The organism is Synechococcus sp. MU1642 (genome assembly GCF_020514115.1).
Classification (GTDB): domain Bacteria; phylum Cyanobacteriota; class Cyanobacteriia; order PCC-6307; family Cyanobiaceae; genus Parasynechococcus.
On the sequence record NZ_VTKZ01000006.1, the window covers coordinates 55,771 to 80,172 of the forward strand.

The window sequence follows — 24,402 nt, forward strand, 5'->3', positions numbered from 1 at the left end:
TTGCTGCGCGACCAAACCGTGATCGTTTGATTGCAACGATTGAGCAGCTGGCCAGCATTGGTGCCAAGCCCGATGGCAGCGTTTGTAGACGCGGGTTCTCGCCTGAGGATGTGCAGGGCCGTGAGTTGCTGGCCCATTGGATGAAGCAGCTCGGCATGCAGGTGCGTGTCGATGCTGCTGGCAACTTGATCGGACGCTTTGAAGGCCTTGATCCCGATTGTCCTGCCTTGGTCACCGGGTCTCACCTCGACACGGTTCCTACTGGTGGACGTTTTGATGGGGCTCTGGGAGTGTTGGCCGGTCTGGAAGTCTGCCGCGCTCTTCAAGACCAGGGCCTGCGCCTGCGTCATGGAATCGAGTTGATCGCCTTTGCCGACGAGGAGTCGACCATGGTGGGCTGCAAAGGTTTGACGGGCACGGCCTCCGATGACCCGGAGAGTTTTGCCACCAGCAATGGCCAGCCGATTCAGGACAATCTGGCGCGCATCGGCGGGCATTGGCCCTCCTTGGCCTCGGCCCGACGCTCCGATGAGGCCTATGCCGCCTTCCTGGAGTTGCATGTTGAGCAGGGCGGTGTTCTCGAGCAACGCGGTGATGCCATTGGTGTTGTGGAGGGTGTTGTCGGTCAGCGTCGGTTCAGCATCAAGGTGCAGGGCCAGGCCAACCACGCCGGTACGACACCGATGGGGCTGCGACAGGACGCCCTCGTGGCGGCCTCGCGTCTTGTTCTTGCCGTCGAAGCCATGGCTTCCCGTCATCCCGGAGATCCGGTGGCGACTGTTGGTCGACTTGAGGTTTGGCCTAATGCAGCCAATGTTGTCCCCGGCGCTGTCGCCCTGACGGTTGACCTGAGGGATGTTGATCCGACCGTTCTTGATCAGTTGGTGGAGGAGTTGATGCAGCAGGTGGAACGCATCGGTGCTGAAACGGGCTGTCCCATTGCGGTGGATCCCCAGTTCAGCGTTGACCCCACCCCTGCTGATGCTGTGGTACTGGCCACGATCACTGAGGTCGCAGCCGATCTCGGCCTGTCCCACAGCCATCTCCCCAGCAGAGCCAGCCACGATGCCCAGGAGGTCGGCCGTCGCTGGCCGATGGGCATGATTTTTGTGCCCAGCAAGGGGGGCTTGAGTCATTCTGCTGCAGAGTTCACCAGCGATGAGCAGTGCTGTGCAGGTACCGCGGTGCTGCTGGAAACGTTGCTGCGGCTCGACCGTCACCTGCCGTGACCTTTTCAATCCTGGCCCGTGATCCCAACAACGGTCGTTTTGGTGTGGGTGTGGCCACCTGCCATATGGCAGTTGGATCCACCGTCCCCCACATCCGTGCGGGGGTTGGTGCTGTTGCCACCCAGGCCCACACCAATCCGTATTTGGGGATTTGTGGCCTGGAGCGTCTGGAGCAGAGTTCGGATGCAGAGAGCGTTCTGGCCAGCCTTCTCGCGGATGATCAGCACCGTGATCGGCGTCAGTTTCACCTGATTGACCTGGACGGTCGCACGGCCTGTTGGACGGGGCAGGATTGTGGCTCTTGGGCAGGGCATCGCCATCAGCGTGACCTCTCCGTTGCTGGCAATTGTTTGGCGGAAGAGGCCGTGTTGGCGGCTATGCAGCAAGCCTTCCTCACCAGCGACCCCAGCTTGAAACTGGGCCGTCGCCTGATGATGGCTCTTCAAGCTGGGGAAGCGGCTGGCGGTGATCACCGTTCCAACCTCTGCACCTCAGCGGCTGTGCAGGTGAGCGGCGAAGCTGCGTTCCCGCTGTTGGATCTGCGCGTTGATTTTCACGAGCGCGCTGTGGAGCAGTTGATGGAGGTGTACGAGCGCAGTCAGGATCTTTGGGCCCAGCAGTGGAGGGATGAACTGTCTGAATTGCCCATGCTCAACCGCTTGGTGGCTTGAGCATTCACTTTCGTTTGTCCCATTAAAAAATCCCCGCACACGACCGTATGCAGGGATTTTTTGAATTCAAGTGAGTTCAGCTGGGGACGGAAGCTTCCCACTCAACTTTTAATCCAGCTTCGCGTGCATCACTGATCAGATCGTCGATGCAATCCATGCCAAAGGCTGCTTGTCCAGACAGCAGGGCATCCCAGTCTTGAGCTGGAAAGTGCGTTTGCAGCCAGAACACGCCATGGACGCTGGAGGGATTCACCTGTACGAGACCTTGGTCGAGGCGAGTAGTGATGAGATCCAACGTCGTTGCTGAAGCTGGATCTATTACGCCTCAATTCGTGCAAGTGGAATGTTCGAGTTGCTACAGATTGAGTAGTTGCTCTAGCGCGTGTAGCCCACCCCGCGGTATACGAGCTGCACCGGAGTGCGGTGGGTGTTGATTTGGCGGGCTTGGTAAACGTTGCGGCGGTAGACCAGCTGCACACTGGGCTTGCCCTGAGTGGCGTTGTTTTGCTGGTACTGATGGCCGCGATAGAGAAGGGTGGTCATTGTCATTGAGATGGTCCTCGAAGCAAGCTCAGGTCCCCGTTCCATGGCCTGAGGCGAACTGCGCTTCGCGCGATGCGAAGTGAACGATCGGTAGCTGTTGCTACGAAAATATTGAAGCTCCCGCGGTTTACAAAGTGGTGTTCGGGTTGATACCTCTTCAGAAAAGTTTTTGGTTTTGTTTATCTTTGTCCGTAGGAATTAGCTGACTTTGCTGATCTCAATCAGCTGATCGAGCGCAGCATTGAAGAAGTCTCGGCCTTGTTCCTGGAGCGTGGGGCCCAGCCTGCGCCAGTCCCGGCTCAGACGCACGGGTCCTTCAGGTCCTAAGGCACTCACCACATAGTCGTGGTCGTTGGCGATCCAGCGCTCAAGCGCATCACCGTCGACCTCGAGGTGGCATTGCAGGCCAATGGCGTGGGCTCCGATGCGAAACACTTGTTCCGCACAGTGCAGCGAAGAACCCAGCAGGGTTGCATCAGCCGGCAGTTGGATGCGATCGCTATGCCAATGCAGCACCAAGCTGCTGCTTGATTGTCCCTTGAGCAGAGCTGCGTCGCTTGGATCTGCGACCCAGTGGATTGCGCCGAGGCCCAGTTCCTTCAGCTGATGTGGTGGTGCTCCCACCTGCAGGGGTTGCACGGATCCGCCCGCGGCGACAGCCAACAGCTGCGCCCCCAGGCAGATGCCCAGCACCGGTCGGCGTTGCTGGTGCCATGCAGTAAGCCAGTCCAGTTCCTGCCGCAACCAGTCCATGCCCGGTTGGTTGCGATCGTTCACGCTCATCGGGCCGCCGAGCACAAGCGCGATGCTGTTCTTACTCGCCCTGGGATCCGGCAGCGGGTCACCACGTCCAGGCCTCAGAATCTCGAGTGTCAGGTCCCGTTGCCGCGCCAGTTCTCCCACCAGTGCGGCGTCTTCGTGGTCAACGTGTTGGACCACCAACATCGTGGGGCTCAAAGCAGCAGATAGCGCTGGGCGAGGGGTAGCACTTCAGCGGGCTCGCAGGTCAGCAGTTCGCCGTCGGCAAACACCTCGTAGGTCTGCGGGTCCACGCTCACCTTGGGGAGGGCTGAATTCAGCTTGAGGGCGCTCTTGCCGACGCTGCGGGTTTCCTTCACCGCCATGCAGGTGCGCTCCAGCCCCAGCTGGCGTTGGATGTCTGCATCCATCGCCGCTTCGCTCACGAAGGTGAGACAACTGGGGGCGAGGGCTTTGCCGAAGGCTCCAAACATCGGTCGACCGTGCACGGGGCCGGGGGTGGGAATCGAGGCGTTGGCGTCGCCCATCTGGGCCCAGACGATTGAACCGCCCTTCACCACGAGTTCCGGGCGAATGCCGAAGAAGCCCGGCTTCCACAGCACGAGATCGGCGAGCTTGCCGGTCTCGATCGACCCCACTTCGGAGCTGATGCCGTGGGCCAACGCTGGGTTGATCGTCACCTTGGCGATGTAGCGCTTCAGCCGGTGGTTGTCGTTGCGAGCGGAGTCTTCTGGCAGGGCACCACGCTGCACCTTCATTTTGTGGGCGGTCTGGAAGGTGCGGGTGATCACCTCGCCCACGCGGCCCATGGCCTGGGAGTCGCTGGCGATGATCGAGAAGGCGCCCAGGTCGTGAAGGATGTCTTCTGCGGCGATCGTTTCGCGCCGGATCCGTGATTCAGCGAAGGCCACGTCCTCGGGGATCTTCGGGTCGAGGTGGTGGCACACCATCAGCATGTCGAGGTGCTCCTCGAGCGTATTGCGGGTGTAGGGCCGGGTGGGGTTGGTGCTGCTCGGCAGCACGTTGGCCTCGCCGCAGATCTTGATGATGTCCGGGGCATGGCCACCGCCGGCGCCTTCGGTGTGGAAGGTGTGGATGGTGCGCCCTTTAATCGCCGCGATCGTGTCTTCCACGAAGCCGGCTTCATTCAAGGTGTCGCTGTGGATGCACACCTGAACATCCATCCGATCGGCCACAGATAGGCAGGCATCGATGGAGGCGGGCGTGGTGCCCCAGTCTTCGTGCAGCTTCAGGCCGCAGGCGCCGGCGCGCACCTGTTCTTCCAGGGCTTCCGGGGTGCTGGCGTTGCCTTTGCCGAAAAAGCCCAGGTTCACCGGCAGGCCTTCAGCGGCCTGGAGCATCCGCCCGATGTGGAAGGCGCCGGGGGTGCAGGTGGTGGCATTTGTGCCCGTGGCCGGTCCGGTGCCGCCTCCCATCAGGGTGGTGACGCCGCTGGCCAGGGCCGTTTCGATCTGCTGGGGGCAGATGAAGTGGATGTGGGTATCGATGCCACCGGCCGTGAGGATGTGTCCTTCCCCGGCGATGGCTTCGGTGCCTGGGCCCACCACGATCGTTACCCCTTCCTGGGTGTCGGGGTTGCCGGCTTTGCCGATGCCGACGATCCGGCCGTCCTTGAGGCCGACATCGGCTTTGACGATGCCCCACCAGTCGAGGATCAGGGCATTGGTGATCACTGTGTCGACGGCGCCCTCGGCCCGAGGGGTCTGGGACTGGCCCATGCCGTCGCGGATCACCTTGCCGCCGCCGAACTTCACCTCATCGCCGTAGACGGTGTAGTCCTTCTCGACTTCAAGGATCAGATCGGTGTCGGCCAGACGAAGTCTGTCTCCGGTGGTGGGTCCATAGGTCTCGGCGTAGGCCTGGCGGGAAATGCGGTAGGGCATGGGTCAGGCGTCGAGGGGTCCGTTGATCTGGCCGTTGAAGCCAATGACGCGTCGCGCACCGGCGAAGGGAATCAGGTTCACATCGCGACTGTCGCCGGGTTCGAAGCGGATGGCGGTGCCGGCGGGGATGTCGAGCCGTTGACCGCGGGCTGCGGTCCGGTCGAACTGCAGGGCGGCGTTGGCTTCGGCAAAATGGAAATGGGAGCCCACCTGCACTGGCCGGTCGCCGCTGTTGGAGACGCTCAGCGTGGTGACGGGTCGGCCTGCATTCAGCTCTAGTTCACCCGGTTCGGGAAGCAGTTCGCCTGGAATGAGAGGTGCCATGGGTTCTGCCTCAGCGAATCGGGTCGTGCAGGGTGACGAGCTTTGTGCCATCGGGGAAGACGGCTTCGATCTGCACCTCATGGACGAGCTCGGGCACGCCCTCCATTACCTGGTCCTGACGCAGCCAGGTGGTGCCTTCCTGCATCAGCTCCGCCACGCTCTTGCCGTCACGGGCGCCTTCCAACACCAGAAAACTCAGCCAGGCCACCGCTTCGGGGTGGTTGAGCTTGAGGCTACGGTTCAAGCGCCGCTCGGCAAGAAGTGCCGCGGTCACGATCAGGAGCTTGTCCTTTTCCTGGGGACTGAGATGCATGGCGAAGCTCGGTCTTCTTCAGTGTGTCTCCGCTGCAGCCTCGGAAGCGTTCACAGTGGACGTTTATCGGCGCAGAGGCTGTTCCTGCAGGGGCCAGACCCTGGGGATGCGAGGCCGTGTCAGGCCCCGGAGCGTTCGCGTCCGTTCCCAGATTCGACTGAACCAAAAGCGGGCATCGCGGCTCGAATCGCCGGAATAGCGAGCGATCAGGCCCTGATTGAGGGCACCGCAGCGCATCGTTCCCGTCAGACCCTCTCGGTCGGCCCGTGCTCCCTCCAGCAGCGTTACCGATGTTTCGGCACTCATGGCCATGGGTGCGGCCCAAACCAGTGTTCCGAAAACCGGGGAGCCTCCCAACCCGTGTGGACTGTTCATGCTGGCGCTGCCGAGTTCCACACGATCCGCTAGCTCCCAGGTTGAGCTATTGGCCGCGAGGCGCTGAATCGTGAGGCTCGACTGCCACCGTCCCTGCTCCAGGGTTTCACCGGCGGCCGTTCTGCCTAAGCGCACGATCTCTGCGCTGAGAAAGGAGGCGTCCTGGGGCAGGGTCACCGTCAGCTGCTGCTCGAATAAGGCATCGGCGTACAGCACCAGTTCCTGCGGCAGCCATTCGAGATCACTGCCGCTGGCTAGCGAGCAGCGCACCTGTTGATGGGCAAAGCAACCCTCGGGTTGCAGGCGGCTGCGGCCGATCGACCCGTACACCTTCTGCGCCGCCACGCTGGTGATCAGGCCGCAGCTGTTCGCTTCAAGTTTGATGTCCAGGCTGAGTTGATCGCCGCCCACCAGGCCTCCAGCGGTATGCAGCACCGGCAGCTCACAGCGTCCGTCATCACCGCGTTCACTGCGGAGCAACTTGAACGGAGCTGTGCAGCCCCCCTGGTGTCGGGTGCTGCCGTTGGTGGCATGAAACTGCAGGTCGCAGCGGCCGTGCCAGGGATCAAGACGTTGCATGGCCTCACGCTCCGCCGCCACCGGCTTCGACTATGTAGCAATGCACACCAAAGAGTGGGTGATTGATCGGCACGCTTTCTTAAAGGAACTGGACAGGAGGCGCAGGTGACGGATGTGGTTGTCGTGCTGGGGCAGCGCCTGCAGAGCAGCAGTGTCAAGGCAACCCTGCAGTTGCCGTTAACGGCCGAGGAGCGCACGGTGCTGCGTGGTCGTCGCACCACTTCCTGTGGTCGTCCGGTGCTGCTGCAGTTGCCCCGTGAGGGATCGCTGCAGCCTGGTGATTTGCTGGGGGATCAGTCCGGTTCGACCGTTGTGGAGGTGACGGCAGCGCCGGAAGCATTGCTGCGGGTGCAGGGGTCGCATCCCCTGGAGCTGTTGCAGGCGGCTTATCACCTGGGCAATCGCCATGTCGCTCTGGAGCTGCATGAGCAAGAGCTGTTGCTCCCTGAGGATTCTGTTCTCGCCACGATGCTGGAAGGGCGTGGATTGACGGTCAGCCGTTGTCTGCAGCCGTTTGCCCCCGAGGGCGGCGCCTACGGAGGCCATGAGCACGGATGACTTCCCTCGCGTTGTTGCAACTGGTTAGCCCGGCCCTGCCTGTGGGTGCATTCAGTTATTCAGAGGGCCTGGAGGTGTTGATTCAGGCGGGATCCATCGCCGATGAGCAGGCCATTCAAGCTTGGTTGGAGGCTGAACTGCAACGGGGTGCGGTACGGCTGGAAGCTGCGGCGTTAAGGCCTTTTGCGGAGGCTTTGGTGGGGTGGTCAACCCAGGCTGATGTTGCGGCCAAGGCGCGTTTGATCGATCTGGATGGTTGGCTGTTGGCCACCCGTGAAGCCGCGGAGTTGCGAGCTCAGCAGCGTCAGATGGGGATGTCGCTGCTGCAGTTGATGTCTGATATGGGTCAGGACCTGCCTGAACCTGTGGCCCTTAGCTGGCCAGCGGCCTGGGCCTGGGCCGCTGTGGGCTTGTCGGTTCCAGCGGGAGACATGGTGGAGGGGTACCTCTACGGCTGGGTTGCCAATCAGCTCAGTGCCTCGGTGCGGCTGCTGCCGTTGGGTCCATCTCGAGCACAGGTGCTGCAACAACAGCTGCTGCCGCTGATTGCCTCGCAAGCGCAGCTGCTTCAGGCGGCCGATCCGCAGCAGCTCTGGAGCAGCGGTGTGGGTGCGGGCATGGCTCAGCTTGCCCATGCTGAGCTGTATTCACGCCTGTTTCGAAGCTGATGAGCAGCAAACTACGCCTGGGGGTGGCGGGTCCTGTGGGATCTGGCAAGACCGCACTGGTGGAGGCGCTCTGTCGCCGCTTACGCGACGACCTGCAGCTCGCGGTGGTCACCAATGACATCTTCACCCAAGAGGATGCCCAGTTCCTTACCCGTGCCGGTGCCCTGGATCCAGAGCGGATCCGTGGGGTGGAGACCGGTGGTTGCCCTCACACGGCGATCCGCGAAGACTGCTCGATCAACAGAGCCGCCGTGGCAGAGCTGGAGGCGCAATTCCCTGATCTGGATCTTGTTCTGGTTGAAAGCGGTGGCGACAACCTGGCGGCGAGCTTCAGCCCGGAACTGGTGGATCTCTGCATTTATGTGATCGACGTGGCAGCTGGCGACAAGATCCCTCGCAAGGGAGGCCCAGGCATCACCCGCTCTGATCTGCTGGTGATCAACAAGATTGATCTTGCTCCCCAGGTCGGTGCCGATCTTTCGGTGATGGAACAGGACACCCTGCGGATGCGTGGCGAGCGGCCCTGGTGTTTCACCAATCTCCACAGCGGTGAAGGTCTGGAGCAGGTGGTGGTGTTCTTGTTGCAACAGCTACCAAAATCATGAAAACACAAGCTTTTGGGGTCAAAAGTGTTCTCGTTGCGACATTTCAAATCCCCTCCTGTAGCGATGGTCGAATTTCAGGACGTTTCGTACGTCCAAGCTTTAAGTGCCCCTTCATTTCATGAGCACCCCTCTTTCCAAGCGTCTGTTTGCTGGCATGGCCGCGGCATCGCTGGGTCTTGCAGTGACCGCATGCGGTGGCGATGACAAGGCTGCCAACGTTGACTACGACGACAGCGTCACCGTCGGAATCCTGCACTCTCTGTCAGGCACCATGGCGATCTCCGAGACCACCTTGGCGGAGACCGAAAAAATGGCGATCGCTGAGATCAATGCCGCTGGTGGCGTCGAGGTCGACGGCAAGAGCTACAAGATTGAGTACATCGTCGAAGACGGTGCTTCCGATTGGCCCACCTTTGCTGAGAAGTCCAAGAAGCTGATTGATCAGGATCAGGTTCCTGTGGTGTTCGGTGGATGGACCTCCGCCAGCCGCAAGGCCATGCTGCCTGTCTACGAGTCGAAGAACGCCTTCCTCTACTACCCGATTCAGTACGAGGGTCAGGAGTGTTCCAACAACATCTTCTACACCGGTGCAACTCCGAACCAGCAGTCGGAGCCTGCCACCAAGTTCATGTATGAGAAGTCGCCTGCCGCTGGCAAGCCATTCTTCCTCGTGGGTTCTGACTACGTCTTCCCCCGCACCTCCAACACCATCACCAAGGAACAGCTCAAGTCCTTGGGTGGTGAAGTGGTCGGTGAGGACTATCTGCCCCTGGGCAACACTGAGGTTGCTCCCATCATTGCGAAGATCAAGAAGGCTCTGCCCGACGGCGGTGTGATCGTCAACACCCTGAACGGCGACCAGAACGTTGCCTTCTTTAAGCAGATCCAGGACGCCGGCATCACCCCTGATAATGGCTACTTCGTGATGAGTTACTCCATCGCGGAAAGTGAGATTAAGGACATCGGAACTGAGTTCCTTGAGGGCCATTACGGTGCTTGGAACTACATGATGTCGATCGATACGCCTGCTTCCAAGACTTTCGCTGAGAACTACAAGAAGTTCACAAAGGATCCTGGAGCTGTTGTCGCAGACCCACAGGAGTCTGCTTACAACATGGTTTATCTGTGGAAGGCTGCTGTTGAGAAGGCAGGCACTTTTGATGACGACAAGGTTCGTGAAGCCTTGGTTGGAATTGAATTTGATGCTCCTCAGGGTCCTGTGAAGGTGATGCCCAACCATCACCTTTCTCAGACAGTTTTGATTGGAGAAATCGGTACCGATGGTCAGTTCAAGATTCTTGAATCCACTGACGGTCCCGTTGCTCCTCAGGCCTGGAACCAGTTCGAGCCCAGCTCCAAGGGCTTTGCTTGCGATTGGACCGACGCTGCAAAAGGCGAGAAATACAAGCTCTGATCCTTTGATCACAGCCTGATTGCTCTTCAGGGAGGAGCCCGGTGACGGGCTCCTCCTTTCGTCGTTTCATTGATCGCCTCGTTTCACACGTCCGTGCAACTGCTTCTCGAAAGCCTGTTCAACGGTGTTGCCATCGGCTCGGTGCTGCTGATGGCCGCCCTCGGACTGGCCATTGTCTTCGGCCTCATGGGCGTGATCAACCTCGCCCATGGCGAGCTGATCATGCTTGGGGCCTACACCACCTACGTGGTACAGCTGATCTTCAAGCTGCCTGCGCTGCAGCCGGTTTACAACGCCTACGTGCTGGTCGCGCTTCCTCTGGCCTTCATCGTTAGTGGTGTGGTCGGCATCCTGCTGGAACGCACCGTGATTCGCCGGCTCTACGGCAACCCGCTGGAGACGTTGCTTGCGACCTGGGGTGTCAGCTTGATTCTTCAGCAGTTTGTGCGGAGTGTTCCCCTGGCCCATGCCGCCGGCCTGATCCTGGCGCTGGTGCTGGGCTTTGGCCTCCCGCTGTTGCTTCCCTCCTCTCTGCTGGCGGGGCCTCGAGCACGCTTGGTGCGTGCGGGGAGTTGGGCTATTTCAGCCCTGGGAGGCGTGCTGCTGGCGGGGGGCCTGGCCTCACAAATCACTCGCATCGCCCGAGCCACATCACGCAACGTGGATGTGACGGCACCCAAATGGATGCGTGGTGGGATCGAATTCATAGACATCACCTTTCCTGTGCCGCGTCTGGTGATCATCGTGATCACGATCGTTGCTGTGGTTGGGGTGACGTGGTTCCTCAACAAAAGCGTGTGGGGCATGCGCATTCGTGCCGTCACCCAGAACCGTTCGATGAGTGATTGCCTGGGCATCCCCACCGACACCGTTGATGTGCTCACCTTCGGCATCGGCTCCGGTTTGGCCGGGGTGGCGGGGGTTGCTGTTTCCCTGCTGGGATCGGTGGGCCCCAATGTGGGCGGGTCTTACATCGTGGGCTGCTTCATGGTGGTGGTGCTTGGCGGCGTCGGAAACCTGTTGGGCACTGTGCTTGCCTCCTTCGCCATCGGCATGCTCACCGACCTGATCGGCGCTGGTCGCCTGCTGACGATTTGGCCTGACATGCCGGCTCCTCTGGCCGGTGCGGTGAATTTCTTCGCCACCACGAGCATGGCTCAAGTGATGGTGTTTGCTCTGATCGTGGTGTTCCTTCAATTCCGTCCCGCGGGTCTCTTTCCGCAGAAGGGACGCATGGTGGAGGCTTGATCTGATGTTCCAAGCATTTCAACAACGCCGTTGGCCTTTGATCATCCTTTGGGTGGTGATCGTTGCGGCCATCGTTGCTGCGCCTGCTGTTCTGCCGGTGTTTCGGCTGAATTTGTTGGGTCGCTTTCTCTCCCTGGCGATCGTTGCCCTGGGCATCGACTTGATCTGGGGCTTCACCGGTCTGCTCAGCCTCGGCCAGGGCATCTTTTTTGCCCTTGGCGGCTACGTGGCAGCCATGTACCTGCAGTTGAACAGCTCGGGTGATCTTCCCAACGGCATTCCCGAGTTCTTCAGCCTTTATGGCGTGAATCGGTTGCCCGCGTTCTGGGAGCCCTTCCATTCCCCGTTGTTCACCCTGGTGGCGATTTGGCTGGTTCCAGCTGTCCTGGCCGCTGTGCTCGGCAACCTCGTGTTCCGCAACCGGATCAAGGGGGTCTACTTCTCGATCCTCACCCAGGCCGCACTGCTCGTTTTCTTCAATTTCTTCAACGGACAGCAGAAGCTGATTAATGGCACCAACGGTCTTAAAACCGATGTGACCCAGTTGTTCGGTCAGATGGTGGGTTCCCCCGAGATGCAGCGGGGCTTCTTCTGGTTGACCTCTGTGGTGGTAATCCTGGCATGGCTGCTTCTGCGCTGGGTGGTGCGGGGACGGTTCGGTGATGTGTTGATCGCCATTCGCGATGACGAACCCCGGCTGCGCTTTGCGGGTTACAACCCAACTCTGTTCAAGACGATCGTCTTCGCTATTGCTGGTGGTTTGGCAGGAATCGGTGGTGCGCTTTACACCGTTCAGTCGGGCATTGTTTCGCCGCAGTACATGACTGTTCCCTTCTCGATTGAGATGGTGATCTGGGTTGCGGTTGGTGGTCGAGGCACGCTTGTGGGAGCCATTCTTGGCGCCGTGGTCATCAACTACGCCAAGAGTTTGGTGAGCGAAGCGCTCCCCCAGAGTTGGTTGTTCATCCAAGGGGGCCTGTTCATCCTCGTGGTGACCGCCTTGCCTGAGGGCGTCATTGGTTGGTTCCGAGGTGATGGCCCTCGCAATTGGCTCAACCGATTTGGCATTTCCCGTCGGAGTGAGACCTATCCACGTCTCGATCTTGAAGGTCAGGAAGAGGTTCAGTCATGAGTATGGCTTTATTGGAATTGCGCCAAATCACCGTCAGTTTTGATGGCTTTTTGGCGCTCCGCGATCTCAACCTCAGCCTTCAGCCAGGGGAGCTGCGCGCGGTGATCGGCCCGAATGGCGCTGGTAAGACCACCTTCCTCGATGTGATCACCGGCAAGACCGCTCCGACTGAGGGGGATGTGGTGTTCAAGGGACGCTCTCTGGTGGGAACGCGCGAGCACCGCATCGCGCGCTTCGGCATCGGCCGCAAGTTTCAGAGCCCTCGTGTTTTTGAGAAGCTCAGCGTTCAGGAGAATTTGGCTCTGGCCGTGAGCCAGCCGAAGCAGCCCTGGTCATTGCTGGTAGGGGGCCTGAATGGGCAGCAGCGAGACCGTGTTCAGCACTTGATGAGCATCGTTAACCTGCAGAATCGTTCCGATTGGGCTGCTGGGTCGTTGTCCCACGGCCAGAAGCAGTGGCTTGAGATCGCCATGCTGGTGGGTCAGGATCCCGACCTGTTGCTGGTGGATGAGCCGGTGGCTGGGCTTACGGATGAGGAGACTGATCTAACGGCAGATCTGCTCAAGTCGTTGGCGGGGGATCACACCGTGTTGGTGATTGAGCACGACATGGAATTCATTCGGCGACTTGAAAGTCCGGTGACGGTGCTGCACCAGGGTCATGTTCTCTGTGAGGGCACGATGGATCAGGTGCAGGCCGATCCTCGTGTGATTGAGGTTTATCTCGGCACCACTGAGGAGGAGAACCCATGACGAATTTGCTGGAGATCCAAGGCCTCAACACCTTTTACGGTGAGAGTCACATTCTTCGGGATGTTGATCTCAGCGTGAAGTCGGGCGAGATGGTGTGTTTGATCGGCCGCAATGGTGTGGGCAAAACCACCCTGCTGAAATCACTGATCGGTTTGTTACGCCCCCGCTCCGGATCCATGGCGTTCGATGGAGCTCAACTGGAGCGTCAGCCCCCCCATCAGCGCGCTCGGGCCGGGATTGGCTATGTGCCCCAAGGTCGAGAGATCATTCCCCAGCTCACGGTGGAAGAAAACTTGCTTTTGGGGATGGAGGCGTTGCCGGGTGGATTGGCGCGGCATCGCCACATCGATCCGTTTGTTTATGAGCTGTTCCCGATTCTTCAGGAGTTTCTACCGCGCAAGGGCGGGGATTTGAGTGGGGGTCAGCAACAACAATTGGCTATTGCCCGTGCCTTGCTCGGCAAACCAAAGCTATTGCTGTTGGACGAGCCCACCGAGGGTATTCAGCCCAATATCGTTCAGGATATTGAAGCTGCTGTTCGGCGGATCATCGCCGACACCGGGATTGGGGTGTTGTTGGTGGAGCAACATCTCCATTTCGTTCGCCAGGCGGAGCGCTATTACGCCATGCAACGGGGCGGGATTGTCGCCAGTGGGTCAACCAGCGAACTCAGTCAGGCGGTTGTCGACCAGTTCTTGAGCGTTTAGAGCTTCGCTTTGTAGGTTGCTACTGGGTCAGTTCAGCTGGCCCAGAGTGATTCTTTTGCAGGTTCATCAGCCATGGCGTAGTCGCTCACATCAGCACGCACATGGAGCATTTGTCCTGTCATCGACATTTTCCAGATTTCCAAGCGTGCATCTTGAGGTGCTTCGAACCAAAAGACCTCTGTGGGCATCACCACCTTCTCTCGATAGAAGTGGTCGGAGCCAATGCATTTAACGATCACCATCCGACTGGTGTCGTTTTGATAGACACACTCAATCATTTTGAGCATTTGAAATCATGTCAATCTCGTGTTCTCTAGGCAAGCGGAGTGTTTGATTGGTCACCGAATCAGCACGCCTTTAGATTTGGTATAGATGAGTTGATACAGAGCGGATAGCTTTTGTAGCTACGACCACTTTTTTCCAGAGCCTTGGACCACGACCAGTGGGCCGAGGTTTGGGTGGTCGCATATGGCGGCGTTTCCGTTTCAGTTGAAACAGTTCTTTTTTGCCGCTTTTGCATGATTGATATGTCGATATTGGTGGATTGAGAATTGAAAAATCAGTCAGCCTGAGTGTTGCTCAGCAATTTGATGTTGAGCGGATGAATCGGGCTATCGAATCAACACTCGATTCACAGACATTGCAGGTGATAGCCAAACAATTGCTTGAGGCATGGCATTCTCAGCGTGCCGCAACAGTTTGGGTAATGCGTCAGCGGCAGCAGTTGGGCTGAGACTTGATCTCGTTCGCTTTATGCAGCGAGCTCAGAGGTCAAGCGCTGTGGGTTGTGATTCGGCCGTTTCAGAGATGTGCGATCTGCCTGTCCTGCTGCTGCCAGATCAGCTTGAAGTGCTGAATTGCAGCTGCGTAGTCGTGACCAGCTAGGCAGTTGATGGGCAATCGGCGCTTGCATCAGTTTTGCCAAGCCGGGGCGTAGAAGGCCGGCGAAGTTTTGAACAGCCAGTTCTTCGCCATGGCGGTCGTAAGGCAACCGATTGATCGCTGAATCAAGGCCGAATTGCCGCACGCGATCCTCGCCAACCCGCCGGTACAGCACTTCTAGTGTTGGTAGTTGATCCATTGACATCACGCAGCCTTCATGTTCCATCAGACCGCGTAAGACCGTGCCGAAAATTTCGCCCGCCATACGCTGCAGGCCTTCGCTGGGTTGCTGGCCCAGCTCCTTGTGTTTGTGATCGAACAAGCCCAAATCCACTTGAGCGATTCGGCTGGAGGCCACATGGCGATACACCTCAGAAAGCAGGCCAACTTCCAGTCCCCAGTCTGACGGGATCCGCAGATTCATCGCTAGATCGGTGGTGAAGGCGAATTCGCCAGCCAGGGGGTAGCGGAATGACTGAAGATATGCCAAGTAGGGCAGGGGGCCGAAAACCTGTTCCAGGCTGGCTAACAATGGGCCGACAAACAGACGGGTCGCCCGGCCCTGAAGCGCTTGGGTTTCAAGGGATAGCCGGCTGTAGAACGCCTTTACGTAGGCAATGCCGTGGGAGCGATCGAGCAGGGGACGGAGCATGCGCTCTGGGTACGCCGATCCAAAGGTTCTGATGTCGGCATCGAACAGGCCAACCACCTCAGCGTCCTGGCAAGCCACCCCGAGCCCCTGCCAAACGGCCCAGCCCTTGCCCGGTGGTCCGGTCACGTCGAGCCCCAGTTCACCAACGGATTCGAGTAAGTCCCGAACCGCAGGCCCGTTGGTCCAGTGCACCCGAACGGGGAAGGGCATCCCTTCGAAAAACTTTTCTGCCGCTTTGACGTCCTCGGCGCTGGTGGCTGCCAACGCCACCACCAGCTCGTTGAGCCCCTTTAGGCCTGAGAGTGTGTCTCGAATCAGGCCTAAGGCTGGTCGGCTGAATTCCTCCATCAGGCAGGGGATCAGCAGGGTGGTGGGTCGCTGATTCAGCTCCCGGTTAAAGGCAACTGCATCGAGATTGCCCAAGCTGTAGTCATGGACTGTGCTGATCAGGCCCTGCTGAAAATCCATGTGGTGTTCGATGCAACAACAGAGGTCAGAGTCCTGCCCCATACCTGAACGGTGTTGAGGAGGAAAGCGATGCAGCCCCCGCGCGACGAAACGCTGCGGACTCTGCTTGGCAATTTGTACCCAAATGATTCTTCCGGGGATGGCCAGGAGTTGTCGTCGCAATTGCTGCAGATCTTGAGCGAAGCGTCAGGAGATGGCGATATGGCAGAACCCATGGACCGCTGGGCAGGCAGCGACGTGGTCTTGATCACCTACGCCGACACCATTGGTGACGAGGGTGTGCCTGGTCTTCAAGCGCTGAAGTCGTTTGTGAATCGCCATCTGCAAGCCTTCGCAGAGGTAGTTCATGTGCTGCCGTTCTTGCAATCCACCAGTGATGGTGGTTTTGCGGTTGCCAGCCATACCAAGCTCGAGCCGCGTTGCGGCGATTGGAGCGACCTCGCTGCTTTGGCTCAGGGCCGACGGCTGATGGCCGACCTCGTTCTTAATCATGTGTCGGCGTCTCACCCCTGGGTGCAGCAGTTCATGCGGGATGACCAGCCGGGTCGCTCCTGTGTGCTGGCGGCAGCACCTGATCCCTGCTGGGCGGATGTTGTTCGTCCGCGCAGTTCCAGTCTGTTCACGCAATTGAGGGGGCCCAAGGGCGCGCGCCAGGTCTGGACCACCTTTGGTCCCGATCAGGTGGATCTGAACTGGCGCAGCGTGGAGGTGCTGTTGGGTTTTGCCCGTTTGATGCAGCGCATGGCCCAGCATGGAGTGCGCTGGATCCGTCTGGATGCAGTGGGTTTCGTCTGGAAGGAACCCCACACCTCATGCATCCATCTGCCGCAGGCGCATCAATTGGTGAAGGTGCTGCGCCTGCTGCTCGATCAGGTGGCACCCGATGGCGTTGTGGTCACTGAAACCAACGTGCCGGAGCAGGAAAACCTCTCCTATCTGAGGAGCGGTGATGAAGCGCATCTTGCTTACAACTTTCCCCTGCCGCCCTTGCTGCTGGAGGCCAGCGTCGGTGGTCGGGCCGATCTTCTCAATGCCTGGCTGAGTCGTTGGCCCGACTTGCCACCGCAGACGGGGTTGCTCAATTTCACCGCCTGTCATGACGGCATTGGCTTAAGGCCCCTGGAGGGCCTGATGTCCCAGAAGCGCTTGCTGCAGCTGTTGATCGGTTGTGAACAACGGGGTGGTCTGGTCAGTCACAGGATGCTCAGTTCCGGTGAGGAGGTTCCCTACGAGATCAACATCAGCTGGTGGAGTGCCATGGCGGATGGGGGGATTGATCCCACCTACTTCCAACGCGAGCGGTTCCTGCTCACCCAACTAATGATCCTGGCCTTGCCTGGGGTTCCCGCTTTTTATCTGCCGGCCTTGCTGGCGGCTCCCAACGACCTGACCCGCTTTCGTCGCACGGGCCATCGCCGCGATCTGAATCGGCCCCAGTTCACGGTCCAGGCTTTGGAGCGACGCATGGCGGATCCTGATGCCGATGTCTCCGCGCTGCTGCCGGTGTTGCGGCGGGCTCTGGCCGAACGGGCTGTTCATCCGGCTTTGCACCCGGATGCCCCGATGACGGTGTTGAGTACCGACCGGAGTGATTGCGTCATTCTGCATCGGTCCTTCGGTGGAGAAACGCTTGTGGCCGTGCACAACATGACGGCAGCGCGCCTGAGTTTTCGACTCAGTGGCTTGGGAGGTGATCTGAACCAGCCCTGGGCCGATTGCCTGAGCGGTCATGTGTTCGCACCAGATCAGTTGCATTCGCTAGAGCCTTATGCGGTGCATTGGTTGGCTCAGCCATGACCGCAAGTGTCGAGACCTCGTGGTGGGTGGTAACCGATCTCGACGGCACGTTGTTGGATCACAGCTACGACTGGTCGCCTGCCAAGGATCTGATCGGTCAGCTTCAACAGCAACGGATTCCGGTGATTCCGTGCACCAGCAAAACGGCGGAGGAAGTGCGCGGCTTTCGCGCCCAGGCGGGGCTTCATGATCCGTACATCGTTGAAAATGGTGGCGCCGTGCACGGGGAAACTCCGGCAGGGGAGCCCTGGGGGCTGTCTTTGGGACCGGATTGGACGGAGCTGAAACCTCAGTTGCAGCGTCTTCAGGCCGAGTTGGGCGAGCCCCTGCGCCCGTTGGATGAACTCAGTGAGGCTGAGGGGCAGCGGTTGTTGGGGCTTGGCGGTGAAGCCTTGCGCCAGGCGCAGCGGCGGTGCTGCAGCGTGCCTTTTGTTCCGCCCTCGGCGGAGGGGCGTCGCCGGCTTGAGGCCCTGGTGCAGCTGATGGGCCTGACGGTGGTGCAGGGCAACCGCATGGGTCATCTGCTGGGCCCAGGAATCAGCAAAGGCAAGGCCTTGGCCACCCTGAAGCGTCATCTGGATGCTGAGCACGTGAAGGTCTTGGCCTTGGGGGATTCCCCCAACGATCTGCCTTTGCTCGAGGTGGCCGACATCGCTGTCGTTGTGCCCGGACCCGACGGTCCCCATCCCGAGTTGAGTTCAGGGATTGCTGCCGGGCGTTTCCAGCTGGCGGCAGCCCCCCATGCCAACGGTTGGGATGAGGCTGTGCGCCGGATTCTTCGGATCTAGGCCATCGCTGGCCTTTGGCTCAATGGAGTAGGGATTGCCATAGCTCCAATGCACCAGTCATTGCAGCCATGGATTTGCCGTTATGGAATGCGATCGGTCGACAGCTCAAGCTGTTGATCAGAACGGCCTGATCGTCGGCTTCGAACTCGGCCGCCAGCTCGGTTTCCACCGCGATGCCCTGGGCCAGTGCACGGCTTCGCATCACTCCTGGAAGACAGCCGCTGCTTAGGGCTGGCGTCAGCCACTGTCCGCGACGCCGGACCAGCAGATTGGCCGCTGTGCCGCAGCACAGGACCCCCGTCGTGTTTAAAAGCAAAGCGTCGTCGGCTCCTTGCTCCTGCGCTTCCCGGCGGGCTTGGATGGCTTGCCCGTAGGCGAAAGTCTTGCAACGGCTCAGTAGGCTGGAGTCATTGCGGCGCTCATGGCAACTGGTGATGGTGGTGACGGGCGAAAACGTTGGTGCGCAGGCCTGGAGCGTGAGCCAAAAGCGGTGATGGCCTGAGGCCGGAAGCCCGATTCCGCGTTGGGATGTGCTGCCACGGCTCCAGTTGAGGCGCAGGGCTCCATCGGCTTCGCTCAGCTGGCTCCGCTGAATTGCGCCTGCAATCAGAGGCCCCAGCGCATCTCGCTGCGGTGGCGGGTCCATGCCCAGCAGGGCCGCACCGTCGCTCCATCGCTGCAGGTGCTCCTGCAGGAGTTGCGGCTCACCGTTGTGAATCAGCATGGTTTCAAAGATGCCATCGGCAAGGAGCAGGGACCGGTCGTCGAGGGGGAGCTGCAGGCTTGCTGCTGTTCCCCACTGGCCGTTGATCCAGGCGACTGAGGCGGTCATGTCAGCGCCTCCAGCAACGGCTGCAGCTTCCACATCAACTCCTCCGTTTCGCCGAGGGGATCCGAGTCGGCGACAATTCCGCAGCCGGCATGGGCTCGCAGGGTGTCACCTTGGCGCAGCAAAGAGCGGATCAAGATGTTGCTGTCGAAGCTGCCATCCCAGTCGATCCGCAGCAGTGATCCGCAGTAAGGACCGCGGCTGGTGGGCTCGAGCTCATGCAGACGTTGGCAGGCCCGCAGTTTCGGTGCCCCGCTGATCGACCCCCCAGGCCAACTGGCTTCCAGGAGATCGACCCAGCTCAATCCGGCCTGCAGCTGTCCCTCCACGACCGAGGTGAGGTGATGCACGGAGGCATAACTTTCGAGTCCCACCAGTTGGGGGACTTTGATCGAACCCGGTTGGCAGGCACGGCCGAGGTCATTCCGCAACAGGTCGACGATCATCACGTTCTCGGCCCGGTCCTTGTCGCTGCAAACGAGTTCCGCGGCGAGGCTCGCATCCTGTTCAGGGTCGTCATGGCGTGGTCTGGTGCCTTTGATCGGCCTGGTTTGTACGGTTCCCTGGGCACTCACCTGCAGAAACCGCTCCGGGGACGATGACAACAACGCCTCGTTCTGGTCGCTGATGATCAGCCCTGCAAAGGGAGCAGGACAGGCATCTCTAAGGGTGAGAAACAGCTCCAAAGCACTGTTTTTCTGGGGCCAGGCTGTGCTGCAACAGGCCGTGAGATTGGCTTGGAAGAGATCGCCTGCTGCGATCAGATCTCGGATGCGTTGCACACCTCCGGCGTATTGGTCTGCTGAGGTGTGGTGATGCCAAGCCCCCAAGGGGATCGATGGGAGCTCTCTTTTGGGCTGCTCAGTGATGGAGGCCAGCTGTTGGTTTAGGCGTTCCAGAGCAGCCGTGCTGCTGGCTTCGATCCACAGCTTGCGCTTTTGGAGATCAAAGCGAAGCACCGGATCGTGGCGGGCGATCCAAAGCGTGGCCATGCCATCGCTGGCCCAGGGGTTTCCGGGTTCCACCCAAGCGGCGGCTTCATAGCTCAGCCAGCCGCACCAATGGCCTGGTGCAAGCCCCCGCAGTGCCTCGAACGGATTGCTGGCTCCTGTCTCTTCAGGGAGACCACGGCAGCAAACGATCTCCTGGGGCGCTACCGCGAGGGTGGCCCATCGGCCCAGGCTGCTGCCGTCGCCATCCAGCCAGACCAGGCCTTCCTCGCCGTAGGCATGGGTCAGTTGGTGGGCGAGTGCTTGGGGCTCCTGCCAGGCCAGTTCAAGCCGTTGTGGGCGGATCATGCCTGCTTGGCACTGGAGAGTTCAGGCCGTCCTGCCTCGCGGAGTGCTGCATCACGGATGCGGCAGCTGTCGCAGACGCCGCAGGGGTGTGTGCCGCCGCTGTAACAGCTCCAGGTTGTTTCGATCGGAACACCCAGGCGAAGGGCTTCTTCAACGATGTGCACCTTGCTCCACTGCACCAGGGGTGCCCAGAGTTGGGCGCCATGGCCCTCACGACCAGACTTGCTGGCTAGGTCGGCCAGGGTCTGAAAGGCGTTGAGGTAGTCGGGCCGGCAGTCGGGATACCCCGAGTAGTCGACAGCATTCACCCCCAGCACCAACCGCTCGGCCCCGCGTGCTTCCGCCAGGCTGAGGCCCACGGAGATGAACACGGTGTTGCGCCCGGGTACGTAGGTGGGAGGGATGCTGCCCTCCTCAACGCCATGGGTTGGGATTGAGATCCTGGCGTCGGTGAGGGCTGAGCCCCCCCAGCTGGCCAGATTCACGGCGATGCAGTGATGCTCGGCCAAGCCGAGCTGCCGGGCGACGGCAGCGGCGGCGTCCAATTCGCGGCGATGGCGCTGGCCATAGTCGAAGGACAGGCCGATGACGCGGTCACCTTGCTCAAGGGCAAGGGCCGCAGCGGTGGCGGAATCCAAACCGCCGGAGAGCAGCGCGATGGAAGTGCGTTGACTCATTTCAGGACTGTGAGTTCATGCAGGGCGCAGTAGTCCTGCTCATCCAGGTCGGTGCCCTCTGCTTGTTCAAGCAGGGACAGCAAACCGCTCAGCCCCTGATCTTGGAGCCCAGCCGTTGTCGCTTCCTCCAGGAACAGGCGCAGGTCTTTGCGCAGTAGGGCGGTGCTGAAGTTGGGATCGGCGTACGTGTGATCCAGCATCCGCTGCAACTTCTTGTCGAAGGTGGGGGCATAAAGCGCTGACGGCCGCAGGATGGCCATGAACGTTTCCACAGGCACGCCGGCCCGCTGAATCAGTTGCAGGGAGACGGAGAAGCTGTGGGTGAGGCTGGCGATCAACTGATTGAGGGCCAGCTTGGTGGCAGCTCCGCTGCCGACGGGGCCCACGAGCAGGGGCTCTTGGCAGAGGTGGGAGAGGAGTGGCCGTTGTTCCTCGAAGACCTCTGCTTCGCCGCCGGCCATCACCAGCAGAGATCCATTCAGTGCTTGCGGTTTGCTGCCGAGCACCGGGGCTTCCAGATACTGCCCTCCTTGGTCCGCAACCTGTGTGGCGAGCTTCCGGCTTTCCTCCACGCCCATGGTTCCCATCGGGACCACCGTTGAGCTCTGCAGATCCCCAAGCGTGCCGATCACGGATGCCGTTGCTGCCCCATCACGCAAAACGGAGATCAAAACTCGGTTGTTTTTTGCGGCTTGCCCCAGATCGTCGATCGCTGTTGCACCTTTCTCCACGAGCGAGACGATGCGGGAGGGGTTGCGATTCCAGATGTGGACGTTGAGACCCTGCTCCAGCAATCGCGTTGCGATCGCCGTTCCGAGGAGGCCTGTGCCCAGAACGGCCACTGAGGTCATGGCTCAGGCGATCAAATTCTGTTCAACCTCAACGTAGTGGAGCAGATCATGACCTCAACGGCATCTTTCAGCGGATTCCTAGCCATTTGTGGCTTTGCAGGCTGAGGCGCCATTGGGCGTGTCGACGCACATGATCCACAGCCAGGTCTTCTCCGATGCTGCTCTCCCATCCTGGCTGAAGCAGTCGTTCTGTGTCGTCCCCGCACTGGGACGCCATTGCTGCAGCGAAGCTGATGTCTTCCGCTCCATGCACCACAACTTTCAGCTCATGGCAGGCCTGCAAAAGCTCTTGCCGTGGGGGCTGGTGGCGTTTTGGTGAGAGGGTGATCCAGTCGAAGCGTCCGCTCAGCGGATCCACCCCGCTGGTTTCCAGATGCAGGGGGAGACCGCATCGCGCATCGAGGGCCTGGGTGAGGGGCTGCAGATCGTTATGCAACGGTTCTCCACCGGTGATCACAACGAAGCTGGCCCCGGCATCAGCCGCCATCTGGGCAGCGTCAGCCAAGGCATCGATCGGATGCTCAGGGTGCCCCTGGCTGGGCCATGAGTGTTTCGTGTCACACCAGGGACAACCCACCGTGCAGCCCGCGAGGCGAATGAAAAACGCACTGCGTCCGGCATGGTGGCCTTCTCCCTGAAGGGAATGGAACGTTTCCACCACCGGGAGACGCTGGGAGTCAACCATCGATGCGGTTCATGGGATCGCAATATCCCCCTGTTGACGCAGGGCCTGAGCCGGCGAATCGGGCAGGCGTTGTTGGGCTGCCTCGATTAATCCCCGGAATAGGGGATGGGGTTGTCCAGGGCGGGATAGGAATTCTGGGTGGTACTGGCAGGCCGTGAAGAAGGGATGCCCTTTCAGTTCGATCAACTCCACCAGGCGCCCGTCCGGGGACGTGCCGCTCACCACGTATCCGGATTCCAGGAACAGATTGCGATAGGAATTGTTGAATTCGTAGCGGTGGCGGTGCCGTTCGTAGACCACCTCATCTCCGTAAAGCCTTTGGGCCAGGGTTCCCGGCGCAATCCTGCAGGGGTAGACCCCCAGGCGCATCGTGCCGCCCAGGTCCACCACGTCCTGCTGTTCCGGCAGCAGGTGAATCACGGGATGCGGCGTGTTTTCGTTCAATTCAGCACTGGTGGCACCGGTGAGGCCGGCCTGGTTGCGAGCCCACTCGATCACAGCGGTTTGCATCCCAAGGCAGAGCCCCAGGAAGGGCACGCGTTGTTCCCGGGCCCAGCGAATCGCTGCAATCTTTCCATCGACGCCACGGTTGCCGAAGCCACCGGGAACGACCACGGCGTCCATCCCGCGCAGGAGTGCATCGGCACCGTCGGCTTCAATCTGTTCGGCGCAGACCCAGTACAGGTCGAGGGAGGCATCCTGGGCAATGCAGGCATGCTGCAACGCTTCGACAACCGACAAATAGGCGTCGTTCAGCTGCACGTACTTGCCCACCAGGGCAACTTTCACCGACGGGCCGGGGTTGCGCAGTTTGTTGACCAGTTGTTCCCATGCCGACATGTCGCTGTCATGGTCGATCAGGTTCAGCACGTCCAGAACTTCGCGGCACAGACCCTCCTGTTCGAGGATCAGCGGGACGGCATAGATGCTGTCGGCATCCAAGGAGGGAATGACGGCGCGGGTGGGCACCCCGCAGAAGCCGCCGATTTTCCGCTTGAGATCTTCGCTGATGTCGCGATCACTGCGGCAGATGAGCACATCCGGCTGAATGCCGATGGAGCGCAGCTCCTTGACTGAGTGCTGGGTTGGCTTGGTTTTGAGTTCGCCGGAGGTGCCGATGAAGGGGAGCAGGGTGACGTGGATGTAGGCCAAATCGTTGCGACCCACGTCCTCACGGAATTCACGGATGGCTTCAAGGAAGGGCAGTGATTCGATGTCACCGACGGTGCCGCCGATTTCGGTGATCACCACATCGGCATTGCTATTGGATGCAACGCGGTGGATGCGCTCGCGGATTTCGCCGGTGATGTGGGGAATCACCTGAACGGTGCCGCCGTTGTAGTCGCCGCGGCGTTCCTTGTTGATCACCGATTGGTAGATCGAGCCGGTGGTCACGCTGTTCAGACGTGACATCGCGGTGTCGGTGAAGCGCTCGTAATGGCCCAGGTCGAGATCGGTTTCGGCGCCGTCTTCGGTCACAAAGACCTCACCATGCTGGAACGGGCTCATCGTCCCGGGATCCACATTCAGGTAGGGATCCAGCTTGAGGATCGAAACGTTGTAGCCCCGCGACTTCAGCAGCCGACCGAGGCTTGCCGCCACGATCCCCTTGCCAATGCTGGACACCACACCACCGGTGATGAAGACGAATTTGGCCATGACCTGCCGGGCGATTATTCAAATTAGCTGGCGTC

At 60.2% G+C, this 24,402-nt stretch carries 27 protein-coding genes; 12 read left to right on the top strand and 15 right to left on the bottom strand.

Features of this window, described 5'->3' with window-relative positions:
* Positions 1-26: 26 nt before the first annotated feature.
* Positions 27-1,229, top strand: coding sequence for a Zn-dependent hydrolase (locus FZZ85_RS07485; protein WP_255616080.1), 1,203 nt, complete (start codon positions 27-29; stop codon positions 1,227-1,229).
* Positions 1,226-1,900, top strand: coding sequence for a DUF1028 domain-containing protein (locus tag FZZ85_RS07490; protein WP_226413738.1), 675 nt, complete (start codon positions 1,226-1,228; stop codon positions 1,898-1,900). The genes FZZ85_RS07485 and FZZ85_RS07490 overlap by 4 nt, the downstream gene beginning before the upstream one ends.
* A gap of 76 nt (positions 1,901-1,976) precedes the next feature.
* On the opposite strand, the gene FZZ85_RS07495 is transcribed toward FZZ85_RS07490, so the two are convergent.
* From FZZ85_RS07495 to FZZ85_RS07525, 7 genes are all read right to left on the bottom strand, one after another.
* The gene (locus FZZ85_RS07495; RefSeq protein WP_370631155.1) at positions 1,977-2,129 is read right to left on the bottom strand and encodes a hypothetical protein; all 153 of its coding nucleotides are present in this window, start codon (positions 2,127-2,129) and stop codon (positions 1,977-1,979) included.
* A 146-nt stretch (positions 2,130-2,275) separates the two neighbouring features.
* Entirely contained in the window at positions 2,276-2,443 is a 168-nt protein-coding gene (locus tag FZZ85_RS07500; protein ID WP_226413742.1) for a DUF4278 domain-containing protein, read from the bottom strand.
* Between the two features lie 198 nt (positions 2,444-2,641).
* Complete coding sequence (locus FZZ85_RS07505; RefSeq protein ID WP_226413744.1) at positions 2,642-3,388, bottom strand: type 1 glutamine amidotransferase; 747 nt, start codon at positions 3,386-3,388, stop codon at positions 2,642-2,644.
* 8 nt (positions 3,389-3,396) lie between these two features.
* Entirely contained in the window at positions 3,397-5,106 is a 1,710-nt protein-coding gene (gene ureC / locus FZZ85_RS07510; protein WP_226413746.1) for an urease subunit alpha, read from the bottom strand.
* 3 nt (positions 5,107-5,109) lie between these two features.
* On the bottom strand, positions 5,110-5,430 hold the full coding sequence (locus FZZ85_RS07515) for an urease subunit beta (RefSeq protein ID WP_114988750.1): 321 nt from the start codon (positions 5,428-5,430) through the stop codon (positions 5,110-5,112).
* A gap of 10 nt (positions 5,431-5,440) precedes the next feature.
* Positions 5,441-5,743: an urease subunit gamma gene (locus FZZ85_RS07520; protein WP_226413748.1), complete on the bottom strand. Its 303-nt coding sequence runs from the start codon at positions 5,741-5,743 to the stop codon at positions 5,441-5,443.
* Positions 5,744-5,806: 63 nt separating this feature from the next.
* The gene (locus tag FZZ85_RS07525; RefSeq protein WP_226413885.1) at positions 5,807-6,697 is read right to left on the bottom strand and encodes an urease accessory protein UreD; all 891 of its coding nucleotides are present in this window, start codon (positions 6,695-6,697) and stop codon (positions 5,807-5,809) included.
* Positions 6,698-6,802: 105 nt separating this feature from the next.
* On the opposite strand from FZZ85_RS07525, the gene ureE reads away from it, so the two are divergent.
* The 8 genes from ureE (at position 6,803) to urtE (ending at position 13,781) form a co-directional block, all read left to right on the top strand.
* On the top strand, positions 6,803-7,255 hold the full coding sequence (gene ureE / locus FZZ85_RS07530; RefSeq protein ID WP_226413750.1) for an urease accessory protein UreE: 453 nt from the start codon (positions 6,803-6,805) through the stop codon (positions 7,253-7,255).
* Positions 7,252-7,923 (top strand): urease accessory protein UreF, encoded by a 672-nt coding sequence (locus tag FZZ85_RS07535; RefSeq protein ID WP_226413752.1) that lies wholly within the window; start codon positions 7,252-7,254, stop codon positions 7,921-7,923. Before ureE ends, FZZ85_RS07535 begins: the two co-directional genes overlap by 4 nt.
* Positions 7,923-8,528, top strand: coding sequence for an urease accessory protein UreG (ureG, locus tag FZZ85_RS07540; protein ID WP_226413754.1), 606 nt, complete (start codon positions 7,923-7,925; stop codon positions 8,526-8,528). The genes FZZ85_RS07535 and ureG overlap by 1 nt, the downstream gene beginning before the upstream one ends.
* A 118-nt stretch (positions 8,529-8,646) precedes the next feature.
* Positions 8,647-9,942, top strand: a complete 1,296-nt coding sequence (gene urtA, locus FZZ85_RS07545) for an urea ABC transporter substrate-binding protein (protein ID WP_226413756.1) — start codon at positions 8,647-8,649, stop codon at positions 9,940-9,942.
* A gap of 93 nt (positions 9,943-10,035) precedes the next feature.
* A complete protein-coding gene (locus FZZ85_RS07550; RefSeq protein WP_226413758.1) occupies positions 10,036-11,190 on the top strand; it encodes a branched-chain amino acid ABC transporter permease in 1,155 nt (384 codons plus the stop codon).
* A gap of 4 nt (positions 11,191-11,194) precedes the next feature.
* The gene (urtC, locus tag FZZ85_RS07555; RefSeq protein ID WP_226413760.1) at positions 11,195-12,322 is read left to right on the top strand and encodes an urea ABC transporter permease subunit UrtC; all 1,128 of its coding nucleotides are present in this window, start codon (positions 11,195-11,197) and stop codon (positions 12,320-12,322) included.
* Positions 12,319-13,074, top strand: a complete 756-nt coding sequence (gene urtD / locus FZZ85_RS07560) for an urea ABC transporter ATP-binding protein UrtD (protein WP_226413762.1) — start codon at positions 12,319-12,321, stop codon at positions 13,072-13,074. Before urtC ends, urtD begins: the two co-directional genes overlap by 4 nt.
* On the top strand, positions 13,071-13,781 hold the full coding sequence (gene urtE / locus FZZ85_RS07565) for an urea ABC transporter ATP-binding subunit UrtE (protein ID WP_226413764.1): 711 nt from the start codon (positions 13,071-13,073) through the stop codon (positions 13,779-13,781). The genes urtD and urtE overlap by 4 nt, the downstream gene beginning before the upstream one ends.
* Positions 13,782-13,813: 32 nt before the next feature.
* Here the strand turns inward: urtE and FZZ85_RS07570 are convergent, their stop codons facing one another.
* Positions 13,814-14,059, bottom strand: a complete 246-nt coding sequence (locus FZZ85_RS07570) for a DUF1830 domain-containing protein (protein ID WP_226413766.1) — start codon at positions 14,057-14,059, stop codon at positions 13,814-13,816.
* A gap of 473 nt (positions 14,060-14,532) precedes the next feature.
* Positions 14,533-15,783 carry a glycosyl transferase gene (locus FZZ85_RS07575; RefSeq protein WP_226413887.1) on the bottom strand — a complete coding sequence of 417 codons (1,251 nt, stop codon included), beginning with the start codon at positions 15,781-15,783 and terminating at the stop codon, positions 14,533-14,535.
* 69 nt (positions 15,784-15,852) lie between these two features.
* Between FZZ85_RS07575 and FZZ85_RS07580 the strand changes: the two genes are divergently transcribed.
* Together FZZ85_RS07580 and FZZ85_RS07585 are read left to right on the top strand one after the other, a co-directional pair.
* On the top strand, positions 15,853-17,580 hold the full coding sequence (locus tag FZZ85_RS07580; RefSeq protein ID WP_226413768.1) for a sugar phosphorylase: 1,728 nt from the start codon (positions 15,853-15,855) through the stop codon (positions 17,578-17,580).
* Positions 17,577-18,368, top strand: coding sequence for an HAD-IIB family hydrolase (locus tag FZZ85_RS07585; protein ID WP_226413770.1), 792 nt, complete (start codon positions 17,577-17,579; stop codon positions 18,366-18,368). The genes FZZ85_RS07580 and FZZ85_RS07585 overlap by 4 nt, the downstream gene beginning before the upstream one ends.
* Before the next feature lie 19 nt (positions 18,369-18,387).
* Here the strand turns inward: FZZ85_RS07585 and FZZ85_RS07590 are convergent, their stop codons facing one another.
* The 6 genes from FZZ85_RS07590 to FZZ85_RS07615 form a co-directional block, all read right to left on the bottom strand.
* A complete protein-coding gene (locus FZZ85_RS07590; protein ID WP_226413772.1) occupies positions 18,388-19,200 on the bottom strand; it encodes an aminotransferase class IV in 813 nt (270 codons plus the stop codon).
* The gene (locus FZZ85_RS07595) at positions 19,197-20,495 is read right to left on the bottom strand and encodes an anthranilate synthase component I family protein (RefSeq protein ID WP_226413774.1); all 1,299 of its coding nucleotides are present in this window, start codon (positions 20,493-20,495) and stop codon (positions 19,197-19,199) included. The genes FZZ85_RS07590 and FZZ85_RS07595 overlap by 4 nt, the downstream gene beginning before the upstream one ends.
* Positions 20,492-21,172, bottom strand: coding sequence for a 7-cyano-7-deazaguanine synthase QueC (queC, locus tag FZZ85_RS07600; RefSeq protein ID WP_226413776.1), 681 nt, complete (start codon positions 21,170-21,172; stop codon positions 20,492-20,494). Before queC ends, FZZ85_RS07595 begins: the two co-directional genes overlap by 4 nt.
* A complete protein-coding gene (locus FZZ85_RS07605; RefSeq protein WP_226413778.1) occupies positions 21,169-22,023 on the bottom strand; it encodes an NAD(P)-dependent oxidoreductase in 855 nt (284 codons plus the stop codon). Before FZZ85_RS07605 ends, queC begins: the two co-directional genes overlap by 4 nt.
* Positions 22,024-22,090: 67 nt before the next feature.
* Positions 22,091-22,708, bottom strand: coding sequence for a 7-carboxy-7-deazaguanine synthase QueE (locus tag FZZ85_RS07610; RefSeq protein ID WP_226413780.1), 618 nt, complete (start codon positions 22,706-22,708; stop codon positions 22,091-22,093).
* A 9-nt stretch (positions 22,709-22,717) separates the two neighbouring features.
* A complete protein-coding gene (locus FZZ85_RS07615; protein ID WP_226413782.1) occupies positions 22,718-24,367 on the bottom strand; it encodes a CTP synthase in 1,650 nt (549 codons plus the stop codon).
* Positions 24,368-24,402: the final 35 nt, after the last annotated feature.